Origin of the sequence: Rhodococcus sp. SJ-3 (genome assembly GCF_051918125.1) — a bacterium.
Classification (GTDB): Bacteria; Actinomycetota; Actinomycetes; order Mycobacteriales; family Mycobacteriaceae; genus Rhodococcus.
The window spans coordinates 3,026,343-3,037,541 of sequence record NZ_CM123306.1; the positions used below are offsets into that span (position 1 = coordinate 3,026,343).

The following is an 11,199-nucleotide window of genomic DNA, read 5'->3' on the forward strand; positions in this document are numbered from 1 at the left end:
GGCGTGCCTTTCGTCCGTTGCCTTCGGCCTTCGCCCATGTTATGCATATTGTCAACAATCCAACAATGGGATTGAGATTCGAATCGGTCGCCGAACCCGGGAGGGTTGTCATGACTCGACTGTCTCCACTGCTTCAGCAAGCCACGCCCGTCACCGTCGACCATGCCGCGGGCAGTTACATCTACGGCACCGACGGACGAAGATATCTCGACTTCACGGCGGGGATCGGTGTGACCAGCACCGGCCACTGTCATCCGCACGTCATCGAAGCGGCGCAGCGTCAGATCGGATCGTTGATCCACGGCCAGTACACGACAGTCATGCACAAACCGCTGCTCGAGCTCACCGAACGGCTCGGCGCCGTCCTGCCCGAGGGCCTCGACTCACTGTTCTTCGCGAACTCGGGGAGTGAGGCGGTCGAGGCGTCGTTGCGTCTCGCTCGCCAAGCGACCGGACGCCCCAACGTGATCGTCTTCCACGGCGGATTCCACGGCCGCACTGTCGCCGCCGCATCGATGACCACCTCGGGCACCCGATTCTCCGCGGGCTTCAGTCCGCTGATGGGCGGTGTGCACATCGCGCCGTTCCCCAACGCCTACCGCTACGGCTGGACCGAAGAGCAGGCCACCGACTTCGCGCTGAAGGAACTCGACTACCTGTTCGCGACGGTCACATCGCCCGCCGAAACCGCGGCGTTCATCGTCGAACCCGTTCTCGGCGAGGGCGGATACGTCCCGGGTAACACCCGGTTCTTCCAGGGGCTCCGCGAGCGCGCCGACCGGCACGGAATCCTCCTCGTGTTCGACGAGATCCAAACCGGATTCGGCCGAACAGGAAAGTTCTTCGGACACCAGCATTTCGACACCAGGCCCGACGTGATCACGATCGCGAAGGGCCTGGCGAGTGGGTTTCCGCTGTCGGGCATCGCGGCCTCCGAAGAGCTCATGTCCAAGGCGTGGCCGGGCTCCCAGGGCGGCACCTACGGTGCCAATGCCGTGTCGTGTGCGGCAGCGGTGGCGACCCTCGACGTCATCGAGAAGGAAGGCCTCGTCGACAATGCCGCGGCCCGCGGCACCGAACTGCTCGAAGGGGCGCGTTCACGCGCTACCGACGCAGTGGGTGACGTGCGGGGGCTCGGCTTGCTGGTGGGCAGTGAGTTCGTCACTGCCGAGGGTGGCCCGGATCGCGAACGCGCCACGGCCGCACAGAAACTTGCAGCGAGCAAAGGACTGCTCCTTCTGACGTGCGGCGCGTATATGAATGTCGTCCGGATGATTCCGCCGCTGATCGTCACGTCCGAGCAGGTCGAGGATGCCCTCGGCATCTGGTCCGAGGTGCTCGCCGAAGTCTGACCAGGAGTTCCTGTGGCCCGCTATATCACGATCGCACTCGACAAGAGACGAATCTCCTGTCGTGCACGACTACTCGACATCGAAGCGCCACTCACGTGCGAAGCAGTGTGGAATGCCCTTCCTCAGAGCGGTGCGGCGTTCCACGCGAAGTACGCCCGCAACGAGGTGTACACGCTGGTGCCACGGATCACCGCGGCGCCACATCGGGAAAACCCCACCGTGACGCCCATTCCGGGTGATGTGTGCCTGTTCGATTTCGAACCGTGGGAGATCGGCAACCCGGCGTATGGGTACGAGCCGGGGTCCGAAGCGCACCACGAACAGGGCGCCACCGATCTGGCGCTGTTCTACGGCCGCAACAATCTGCTGATCAACGGTGATGTCGGGTGGGTGCCGGGAAATGTGTTCGCGACCATCGAGGATGGCTTACCTGAGCTCGCCGCGGCATGCAACGACCTGTGGATGCAGGGAGTAGTGGGGGAGACACTGAGTTTCACACGAGCGAGGTGAGCGGGCAGGATGGGCCCATGCAGACCTTGCCTCTCACGTTCCAGTCCTCCGTCGTCGTGCGCGCCACCCCGGAGGAGGTGTACGCATTGGTGTCGGATGTGACCCGGACCGGCGAGTGGTCGCCGGTGTGCACGGGGTGCTGGTGGGACAACGGCGACGGTCCCGAGGTCGGTGCCGTTTTCGTCGGCCGGAACGTGACTCCGGAGCGCACCTGGGAGACACGCTCGGAGGTTGTCGTCGCCGATCGGGGCCGGGAGTTCGCGTGGTCGGTCGGGCCCGGCGTGGTGCGCTGGGGTTATCTCATCGAGCCGACGGACGGCGGCGCGGAGCTGACGGAGACGTGGGAGTTCGGCGACGCAGGAAAGAAATTCTTCGACGAGCGCTTCGGGGCGGAGGCTCCGCGCGAAATCGCCGCGCGTGAGCAGGCCGCTCGCGAGGGCATCCCCACGACACTCGCCGCGATCAAACGAATCCTGGAGAGCTGACGCGCAGCGTCGGCTGCTCGTCCCATTCCGTGATCGGCAGCCGTTTCGATGCGGCGTGCCGGGGTATGACCCACGCGTCTACCGCTCCCGGAAGTGAGGGATAACCATGAGCTCTTCCGATTCGACTTCGACAACCGGACGTCCGCTGGCGCTGATCACCGGCGCCTCTACAGGGATCGGCTATCAACTCGCGCGTCAGCTTGCCCGTCATCGCTACGATCTTGTTCTCGTGGCCGACGAGCCGTCGATCTATCGAGTCGCGGAGGAGTTTGCGCCCCAAGGCGTCACTGCCCACGCCATCGAGGCCGACCTCGGTACCAGGGAAGGTCTCGACGAGGTGCAACGTTCACTCGACGCGCTCGAGCGGCCCATCGAGGTTGCTGCTCTCAACGCAGGGGTGGGCGCGTACGGTCTCTTCCACGAAATTCCACTCGAAGACGATCTGGCAGTGGTGGCCGTGAACATCACCGCCAATGTGACATTGGCCAAGAGCCTGACGAGGGCGATGGTGGAGCGTGGTCGCGGACGGGTGATGATCACTTCGTCGGTAGCAGCAACCATGCCGGGCCCCTTGTATGCGACATATGCGGCGAGCAAAGCGTTCCTCCAGTCGTTCGCCGTAGCGATTCGCAACGAACTCGCCGATACCGGTGTCACAGTCACCGCATTGATTCCAGGGCCCACGGACACCGAATTCTTCGACCGTGCGGATATGAACGAAGCGAAGGTGACCAGCACCGATCTGGACGATCCCGAGCAGGTCGCGGCGGAGGCCGTCGAGGGACTGCTCGACGGTAAGGAGCACGTCGTCACCGGCAAGGCCATGAATCGTGTGCAAGCGGCGGTAGGCCGGCTGTTGCCGGATGGCATTGCAGCGGCTCTGCACCGGACGCAAACCAAGCCGGGTTCGAAGTGAGCGTGAGTCAGGACTGCCGCGCTGATGGTCCTCCGCCGACGCTTGTGTCGGGACTACGAGCTTACGGCGCTCGGCATCGACGCTCCGATACCGTTGTACTGCAGTCCTATCGGACGGAGAAGCTGATCCCGAAGTTGTTCAGCGTGGCGGGAAGCGGACGGTCCGGGTCGGGAGTGGTGCGCGAGGTGAGGGTGAAACCGGCGCGGGTGAAGAGGTTGGCCAGTACTGTGCTGGCCACCAGCAGGACCACGTTGCGTCCGGGGCACGCTGCGGGCCCGGCGCTGAAAGGAACGAGTCCCCGATACTGTTCCGCGCGTCCGTCCACCCATATTTCGGGCTCGAATCGGTCGGCGAACGGAAGAGTGTCGCGATCCCGGTGGAACGCCGCCGCCAGGATGACGAAAGCAGAACCTGCCGGGATGGAATACCGGCCGTGATCGTCCTCCCACTCGGTCGCAACCAGGGAATCTCGAAGGATCGCGGGCGTGGTCGGCCACAACCGGGTGCTGTCGAGGACACACCCGCGTAGATAGTCGTAGGGTTGCGGCGCGTCCAGTGTGGACTCGTCGATCAGCTCGAGTGCTCTGGTGCGCTGGAGTGGGTGAGTGGACAGCAGCGCCATTGTTCGGAAGGTGACCATGCCCGCGGCGTCGAAGGCGAACAACCAGTGCGGGATCTGGCCGACGGGGTCGATCGGTGCAACCGTGGAAACCTCTCGGAGCGCACCGGCGAGACTCTCGGCCGGTGCTGATTCGACGTACCGTTGCAGGCGCTGGGTGAACTTGTCCCGGAGAGCATGCCGGGTCGGATGGGCGAACGACCAATTCCCGTTGGACCGGAGCGTCCACAGCTGATCGGTCAGTTCGTGGTCGTCTCGTGCGGTGTCTCCCAACACGACACGTCGGACCATCCGCCACCACCACCGGGTGAACACGGCCGCATCGAGGGTGCCTGAAGTGCGGGCATTGCGCAGCAACTCGTCCGATTCGTCGCGAATCAGGTCGGTGATCGGGTCCGCTAGGCGATGCATCGCGTGCCCGGTGTCGAGGGCGTGCTCGTTCACGTCCCGGCGGTGAGCCCGGAGGTCACCGCGTGAGATCAGGACACCGTTGGGCTGAAACGGGCTGAGCGCTGCCACCTTCTCGCGGTTCGCCGCGGTGAACGAGTCGGCATTGCGCGTCAGCACGGTATCGACGTCATCGGCCGACAGAACCAGGGCGAGGTCGCGGCCGAATACCCGTAACGGCAACGGCCCGTGCCCGTAGCGCTCACCGAGCACGGGAATCTGCCGCACAGTGGCCGAGTCGGCCTGCAGCCGTTCGAGCAGACCCATGACGGGACGGCGCCGGGCGATAGCGCCCGCCGCGACGAATGGCAGCGCGACCTGACCCAACAGGCGTGCCGTATCAGCGGGAGTTGCACGGCGCTGCTGTGCGGTCGAGGCCGGTCCTGTGGCGGTCAGTGTCATCGATACCTCCGGGTGGATGTCCTCGGGCGAGCACTTCTCGCGCGTTACCGGGGTCTACCCGTATCGAGCACGGTCGAATCGTGTGTCGCCCCGGGAGGGCAGATCCGACCGGGCGGAGTTCGTACAGTGCAGCGGAGCGACGATCCCTACTCGGCCAGCGCGTACTCCGCGAATCGCGCGACGGCGAGTACCAGATCATCCGAGTGGCGCGGTCCCACGATCTGGAGCCCGACGGGAAGCCCGGCCGACGTAGTGCCTGCCGGAATGCTGATCGCCGGTTGCTGCGAGAGATTGAACGGGTAGCTGAACGGTGTCCATTGTGGCCAGCTCGTTGCCGACGAACCCGGAGGTACGTCGTAGCCCGCCTCGAATGCGGGAATCGGCATCGTCGGCGTCAGCAGCACGTTGTGCGTCAGATGGAATTCCCCCATCGTGATGCCGAGGGCGGCGGCGACCGCGCGCGCATCGAGATACTCTACGGCGCTCAGTGTTTCGCCGCGCTCCCACACTCGGGCCAGGCCCGGATCGACCTTGTCGCGGGCGCCGTCGGGAAAGTTCTTCAGCATTGCGGCAGCACCGGATGCCCACAGCACTTCGAAGGCTTCGAGCGGGTCGCCGAATCCGGGATCGGCTTCGGTGACGGCGAGGCCGGCATCAGCGAGTCGACGCACGGCGCGGTCGATGATGTCGCCCACCTCGGGGTCGACCGACACGTAGCCGAGCGTTTTCGAGTACGCGACACCGAGACCGACGACCTCTCGGTCCAGTGAGCCGCGGAACGTCATCACGGGAGGCGCGAGCGCGGTCGGGTCACGGGGGTCGGGCAGCGACAGGATGTCGGTGAGCAGGGCCGCGTCCTCCACCGTTCGGGTGATGGGCCCGGCGTGAGCAAGCGGACCGAACGGGCTGGCAGGGAACAGCGGGATCCGCCCGTGCGTCGGTTTGAATCCGACGACACCGCAGAACGACGCGGGAATGCGGATGCTGCCACCTCCGTCGGTGCCCACTGAACATGGCCCGAACCCCGCTGCAACGGCGGCGGCACTGCCGCCGGAGGATCCGCCCGCGGTCTTCGTTGTGTCGTGAGGGTTTCGGGTGATCCCGTACAACGCGGAGTCTGTCACGGCTTTCCAGGCGATCTCCGGTGTTGTCGTCTTGCCGACGAACACCATCCCGTCCTCACGGAGCCGTGCGGTGACGGGGCTGTCGACATCCCACACCTGATCGGCGTCGACGGCCTGAGAGCCGCGCAGTGTCGGCCAGCCCTTCGTGAGGAAGATGTCCTTGATCGAAATGGGGACTCCGTCGAGCAGTCCCTTTGCATACCCTGTGCGCCAGCGTTCCTCGGATAGGCGGGCCTGTTCCAGGGCTCGGTCTTCGTCGACCAGGCAGAACGCGTTGATGTCGCGGTCGCGCTCGGCGATGTCGTCGAGAACTGCCCGAGTGGCCTCGACCGGGGAAAGCTCACCCGCGGAGAAGGCAGTCACCATGTCGACCGCGGTCATGTCGGTGGGCTTCATGCGTTGCCTCCCTGGTGTTCGGGCCCGCTCCCTGGCGTCGGGCCTCAGGTACTCGGCACGTAGCCGAGGCGCTTGTCGACGACATTCTCGAGTTTGCCGCCGGAGCGCCACCGCTGGAAGTTGTCGACGAACACGTCGACAAGTGCGTCCCTCCATCCTGCGAAGTCGCCGGAATTATGCGGTGTGATCATCACATTCGGAATATCCCACAGGGGGTGTTCCGGCGGGAGCGGTTCGATGTCGACGACGTCGAGTGCGGCGCCGGCAACCTCCCCGGAACGCAGGGCCTCGACCAGGTCGTCGGTGCGGACGAGGTCGCCGCGTCCGACGTTGATGAAGCGTGCGCTCGGTTTCATCGCGCGGAACATGCAGGCATCGAACATGTCACGTGTCTGCTCGGTCAAGGGTGCAGCGACGACCACGAAGTCGGCGACGGCGAGTGCTTTGGCGAGGTCTTCGGTGGCGGTGACAGTGCCGAAATCGGGGTCGTCGTCGCGTGCGCGTCGCCCCGAGCCCCGGACCCTCATGCCGACCGCGGTGAGGAGGCGTGCGATCGCGCGACCGATGGGGCCGGTGCCGACGACGAGAGCGGTTCGTCCGGCGATACGTTCGGATTCGCGGTGCCGCCACGTGTGCTCGCTCTGGAGCCGGAGGGATTGCGGGAGATCCTTTGCGAACGAGAGGATCTGCGCTAGAACGTATTCTGCGATCGGCTGATCGAACACACCCCGAGAGTTGGTGACGGTGACGTCGCTGTCGCGAAGGGCCGGGAACATGATCGGATCCACTCCCGCTGCGGCCACGTGGACCCAGCGCAGCGTCTCGGCGGCATGCCATGCACGGGGGAGTGAATCGGTGAGGAAGTCGTAGACGAAGAGCACCTCGGCTCCGGCGAGCGCGGTCGCGAGGCCGTCGCTGTCGGTGTAGCGAATGTCTGCGTGCTCGGCGACCGGGGCAAGGAGTGTCTCGTCCGGCACGGACTCGGCATGTAGCACTGCCACCACAGGGTTCGCTGTCACGATTGACACCGTATGAGCCTATCGTATTATTGTCAACAATCCTCGTACGGTGGTGTCAGCGGGTAGAAGCAGAGGGCCCTATGGAATTGAACATCCCCGAATTCGAGGGGCCTCTCGTGCAGCGGGGCATCGGTATCATCGCACCGTTCGATCTCGCACTCGAACGTGAACTGTGGCGCTGGGCCCCGCTCGAAGTGAGCCTGCACCTTGCGCGCACACCTTTCGAACCCATTGCGGTGAGCAAGGAGATGGCCGAACTCGTCTCCGATCGTCGTCACCTCATGGCCGCAACCCGAGACATCATGCAGGTCGAGCCCGAGGTGGTCGCCTATCTCTGCAGCTCCGGCTCGTTCGTCAAAGGCGTGGCGTACGAAAAGACCCTGTGCGACGCGATCTGCGAGGCTGGCGCACCCGTGGCGGTGACGACGTCGGGAGCGCTGCTCGAGGCACTTCACCGATTGAACCTGACCAAGATCTCGGTGCTCACCCCGTACGACGAGGAGCTCACCTTGCTGCTGCGCGATTTCCTCGCCGAAGCCGGAACCGAGGTACTGCGGTCCGAATATCTCGGACTCGGCGGCGGCATCTGGAGGGTCAACTACCGCACCATTGCCGAACGCATCATCGGTGCCGATACGTCCGAATCCGAGGCGGTCTTCGTCAGTTGTACCAATCTGCCGACCTACGACCTGATCGCACCCCTCGAACGTGAATTGGGCAAACCGATACTCACGGCCAATCAACTCACGATCTGGGCGTGTCTCGGAAGGATGAAGCTGCCGATGACAGGACCGGGACAGTGGTTGAGAGGTGTCTTCTGATGCGAGGTGTTTCAAGTGCGTGAGAGTCCGACGATCGGAATCATCTACCCCGATCACGCGGCCGAGGACGACTACGCGTTCGCCGAAGATCTTCTCGGAGTGCGGATTCCCGTCGTTCACATCTACGGGACCGACCTGCATGCGGTGCCCGAGCTTCTCGACCTCGGCAGCCCCGGGAAACTCGCCGCCGGGGCAGCGAAGCTCACGCCGGAGCAACCCGATGCCGTCGTCTGGGCCTGCACGTCCGGGAGCTTCGTGTACGGATGGGACGGTGCGCGTAACCAGGTCGATCAGCTTTCGGCGGCCATCGGCGGCATCCCCGCGTCGAGCACGAGCTTCGCGTTCGTCGAAGCAGTGCGAGCCCTCGGCGCAAGCCGCGTCGCGGTCGCCGCAAGCTACCCGCGCGACGTGAGTGAGCTTTTCGTCGACTTCCTGAACGGTGCGGAGATCGACGTCATCTCGTTCACCGGTGCGGGCATCGAGACCGCAGCCCAGGTGGGCACCCTCACCTCCGGTGAGGTGCTCGAGCTCGCCGCAGCCAACGATCACTCCGATGCGCAGGCGCTTCTCGTCCCCGACACCGCCATGCACACGCTGCGCTTCCTGCGCGATATCGAAGCACACGTCGGCAAGCCGGTCCTCACCGCCAACCAGGTGACGGTGTGGGAAGGCCTCCGGCTCACGGGTTATAACCTAGGACGCCCGGAACTGGGCACACTGTTCGAGGAAGGTGTCGATCATGGCGCTCGGTGATCTCGGGGATCTGCAACCCGTTGCCCAACCGTCGACGGCGGAACTGATCGCTGATCAACTGCGGTCGGCCATCGTCCGCGGTGCTATCGAGCCGGGCGCCCAACTCGGTGAGGCCGAACTCGCGACACGTTTCGCCGTGTCGCGCGGACCGTTGCGCGAAGCCATGCAACGCCTCGTCTCCGAAGGGCTCCTCTACAGCATCCGTAACCGCGGGATCTTCGTCACCGAACTGACCTTCGACGACGTCGTCGACATCTACAACAATCGCCGCGTCATCGAGGGCGGTGCACTCGACCTCGTGCTCGACGGGCGCCGCGAGCAGACGTGGCAGGATCTCGGGACGGCGATCGATGCGATGCGCGCGGCAGCGGACAGGGGTGACGCCGGCGGTGTCTCCGACGGCGACCAGATGTTCCATGAGATCCTCGTCGCCGGTGCGTCGAGCCCGCGGCTGATCCGGTCGGCGCGCACGCTACTCGTCGAGACCCGTATGTGCCTCGGGGCGCTGCACACGACCTATCCGGATCTGCACGTGCAGGTCGACGAGCACGTCGCGCTGCGCGAGGCGATCCGCACCGCCGAACCCGACGTGGTGCGCAAGCTTCTCGGCGAGCACCTGCACGACACCGTCGATCGCCTCAGGGATCAGGGCCTCAGAGGCCAGGGGTGACGACCTCGGCATTGCCGAAGGTCATCTGCAGGTCGGGGATCGACGACGTGACCAGTGCACGTCGGGGCAGACCCAGGCGGCGTAACTCCTCGGCGATCGGATGGGTGCCCAGCCGCAGCGTCGCACCGCCGATCCGGGTGCGTACGCCGCTGGGATTCATGTTCCACGTGGTCCGACGCGTGACGCCGTCGAGGTGCGAGTATGCGGCCAACGATGCCGCGATGCCTTTGCCGGGAACGGGCAGGCCGGGAGCCACGGACATCTCCGCGATCAGCGCGCCGTCGCAGCTCACAGTTCCTCGCTTGGTGGCGCTGCGGTGGTCGGCGTCGAAATCCGCGAAGATCTTCGGGAAGCCCCAGATTCCGCGACCCGCCGCGCGCGTGAATTCTCCGTCGACCGGCAGCTGATGGATCAGAGCGCCGGCTCCGCCGGTCGCGAGGTCGCGCAGATCCTGCGGCACGCCACCGCCTCGCTGCGTGTGGTCGCGCACGAGAAAGCAGACTCCGAACTCGTTGTAGGGCCCGAGGTCGCCGTCCACGTAGTCGACGAACACGAGCGTGCACAAGCCGCGACCCGGCCGGTACTGAAGGATCTCCAGACCGGTGTGGTCGATCAGCACTTGTGCAGGCGTCGTCGGAACTGGGAACACCGCCATGAATGCCGTGGCCGCGCGCACCTGCACGGGCATCTCGACGGGTGTACCCAACACCATGTGCGTGTCGCTCATGGCAATAATGAGAACACGTTACAGAAATTATGGGAACAGGTCAGCTGGGCGCACCGACGTTCATCTCGTCCGGGTGTGCGCCCACACGATTGCCATTGTCGAGGGTGTCGATCTCGCTGAGATCGAGGGCGGACAGCTCGAAATCGAACACGTCGATGTTCTGGGCGATGCGCTCGTCGTGCACCGACTTCGGGATCACGATCAGACCGTTCTGCAGATGCCACCGAATCAGCACCTGTGCCGCGCTCTTGCTGTGACGGTCGGCGATCCGGTCGATGACCGGGTCGGTGAGCAGGGTGTTGGGCTTCGAATTCGGGCCCCAGCCGGAGTTGCTGGTGCCGCCGAGCGGACTCCACGACTCGACCGCGATGCCGTGCTCTGCAGCGGTCGAGCGGATCGCCTGTTGCGGCAGGTTCGGGTGCAGTTCCACCTGATCGACGGCGGGCAACAGACCACCGCGGTCGACGAGCAACTGCAGGTGGTGCGGCTCGAAGTTGCACACCCCCACGGCTTTTGCCCGGCCGGATTCGACAATCTTCTCGAGTGCGTCCCACGTGCGCAGCAGGCGATCGTTGTCGCGTAGCGGCCAGTGGATCAGATACAGGTCGACGTAGTCGGTGCCGAGCTTCGCCAGGCTCGTCTCGAACGCCTTCAGAGCCGGCTCGTATCCCTGGTCGGAGTTCCAGAGTTTGGTGGTGACGAAGATGTCCTCGCGCGGCACCGACGTGCCCGCGAGCGCGCGACCCACTCCCTCCTCGTTGCCGTACGCGGCGGCGGTGTCGATGTGTCGGTAGCCGGCGTCGTCGATTGCGAATCGGACGGCGTGCTCGGTCTCGTCGTTCGTGGCCTGCCATACCCCCAGGCCGAGCTGCGGGATGGTGGTTCCGGAATTCAGCGTGATGTCGGGAGTCGTCATGGGATCGAGCCTAACTATTTCCCGCGCCCGCGCCGGTCGAAC

12 protein-coding genes are annotated in these 11,199 nt (G+C 65.1%); 7 read left to right on the forward strand and 5 right to left on the reverse strand.

The annotated features are described in order from the left end of the window. Positions 1-110 precede the first annotated feature (110 nt). The 4 genes from ACTDXD_RS14000 (at position 111) to ACTDXD_RS14015 (ending at position 3,263) form a co-directional block, all read left to right on the forward strand. On the forward strand, positions 111-1,352 hold the full coding sequence (locus ACTDXD_RS14000) for an aspartate aminotransferase family protein (protein ID WP_440122941.1): 1,242 nt from the start codon (positions 111-113) through the stop codon (positions 1,350-1,352). Between the two features lie 12 nt (positions 1,353-1,364). Next, the gene (locus ACTDXD_RS14005; protein WP_440122942.1) at positions 1,365-1,862 is read left to right on the forward strand and encodes a DUF3830 family protein; all 498 of its coding nucleotides are present in this window, start codon (positions 1,365-1,367) and stop codon (positions 1,860-1,862) included. Between the two features lie 17 nt (positions 1,863-1,879). Beyond that, positions 1,880-2,347, forward strand: coding sequence for an SRPBCC family protein (locus ACTDXD_RS14010; RefSeq protein ID WP_440122943.1), 468 nt, complete (start codon positions 1,880-1,882; stop codon positions 2,345-2,347). Between the two features lie 106 nt (positions 2,348-2,453). Beyond that, positions 2,454-3,263 (forward strand): SDR family NAD(P)-dependent oxidoreductase, encoded by an 810-nt coding sequence (locus ACTDXD_RS14015; protein ID WP_440122944.1) that lies wholly within the window; start codon positions 2,454-2,456, stop codon positions 3,261-3,263. A gap of 106 nt (positions 3,264-3,369) precedes the next feature. On the opposite strand, the gene ACTDXD_RS14020 is transcribed toward ACTDXD_RS14015, so the two are convergent. From ACTDXD_RS14020 to ACTDXD_RS14030, 3 genes are all read right to left on the reverse strand, one after another. Further along, the gene (locus ACTDXD_RS14020) at positions 3,370-4,731 is read right to left on the reverse strand and encodes a cytochrome P450 (protein WP_440122945.1); all 1,362 of its coding nucleotides are present in this window, start codon (positions 4,729-4,731) and stop codon (positions 3,370-3,372) included. A 146-nt stretch (positions 4,732-4,877) separates the two neighbouring features. Further along, positions 4,878-6,251, reverse strand: a complete 1,374-nt coding sequence (locus ACTDXD_RS14025; RefSeq protein ID WP_440122946.1) for an amidase — start codon at positions 6,249-6,251, stop codon at positions 4,878-4,880. A 44-nt stretch (positions 6,252-6,295) separates the two neighbouring features. Continuing rightward, on the reverse strand, positions 6,296-7,270 hold the full coding sequence (locus ACTDXD_RS14030; RefSeq protein ID WP_440122947.1) for a D-2-hydroxyacid dehydrogenase: 975 nt from the start codon (positions 7,268-7,270) through the stop codon (positions 6,296-6,298). An 80-nt stretch (positions 7,271-7,350) separates the two neighbouring features. On the opposite strand from ACTDXD_RS14030, the gene ACTDXD_RS14035 reads away from it, so the two are divergent. From ACTDXD_RS14035 to ACTDXD_RS14045, 3 genes are read left to right on the forward strand one after another with little or no spacing between them, the layout of a single operon-like run. Then, a complete protein-coding gene (locus ACTDXD_RS14035; protein WP_440122948.1) occupies positions 7,351-8,091 on the forward strand; it encodes a maleate cis-trans isomerase family protein in 741 nt (246 codons plus the stop codon). A 15-nt stretch (positions 8,092-8,106) separates the two neighbouring features. Next, positions 8,107-8,844, forward strand: a complete 738-nt coding sequence (locus tag ACTDXD_RS14040) for a maleate cis-trans isomerase family protein (protein ID WP_440122949.1) — start codon at positions 8,107-8,109, stop codon at positions 8,842-8,844. Beyond that, positions 8,831-9,514 carry a GntR family transcriptional regulator gene (locus tag ACTDXD_RS14045; RefSeq protein ID WP_440122950.1) on the forward strand — a complete coding sequence of 228 codons (684 nt, stop codon included), beginning with the start codon at positions 8,831-8,833 and terminating at the stop codon, positions 9,512-9,514. The genes ACTDXD_RS14040 and ACTDXD_RS14045 overlap by 14 nt, the downstream gene beginning before the upstream one ends. On the opposite strand, the gene ACTDXD_RS14050 is transcribed toward ACTDXD_RS14045, so the two are convergent. Beyond that, positions 9,498-10,226, reverse strand: coding sequence for an acetoacetate decarboxylase family protein (locus tag ACTDXD_RS14050; protein WP_440127646.1), 729 nt, complete (start codon positions 10,224-10,226; stop codon positions 9,498-9,500). The two genes, ACTDXD_RS14045 and ACTDXD_RS14050, sit on opposite strands and share 17 nt — an antisense overlap. Before the next feature lie 55 nt (positions 10,227-10,281). Continuing rightward, complete coding sequence (locus ACTDXD_RS14055; protein ID WP_440122951.1) at positions 10,282-11,157, reverse strand: aldo/keto reductase; 876 nt, start codon at positions 11,155-11,157, stop codon at positions 10,282-10,284. Positions 11,158-11,199 lie beyond the last annotated feature (42 nt).

Coding starts and splice junctions, on each gene's coding strand:
- ACTDXD_RS14000 (WP_440122941.1), top strand. CDS start 111: ATGACTCGACTGTCTCCACTGCTTCAGCAAGCCACGCCCGTCACCGTC.
- ACTDXD_RS14010 (WP_440122943.1), top strand. CDS start 1,880: ATGCAGACCTTGCCTCTCACGTTCCAGTCCTCCGTCGTCGTGCGCGCC.
- ACTDXD_RS14015 (WP_440122944.1), top strand. CDS start 2,454: ATGAGCTCTTCCGATTCGACTTCGACAACCGGACGTCCGCTGGCGCTG.
- ACTDXD_RS14020 (WP_440122945.1), bottom strand. CDS start 4,731: ATGACACTGACCGCCACAGGACCGGCCTCGACCGCACAGCAGCGCCGT.
- ACTDXD_RS14025 (WP_440122946.1), bottom strand. CDS start 6,251: ATGAAGCCCACCGACATGACCGCGGTCGACATGGTGACTGCCTTCTCC.
- ACTDXD_RS14035 (WP_440122948.1), top strand. CDS start 7,351: ATGGAATTGAACATCCCCGAATTCGAGGGGCCTCTCGTGCAGCGGGGC.
- ACTDXD_RS14045 (WP_440122950.1), top strand. CDS start 8,831: ATGGCGCTCGGTGATCTCGGGGATCTGCAACCCGTTGCCCAACCGTCG.
- ACTDXD_RS14050 (WP_440127646.1), bottom strand. CDS start 10,226: ATGGTGTTGGGTACACCCGTCGAGATGCCCGTGCAGGTGCGCGCGGCC.
- ACTDXD_RS14055 (WP_440122951.1), bottom strand. CDS start 11,157: ATGACGACTCCCGACATCACGCTGAATTCCGGAACCACCATCCCGCAG.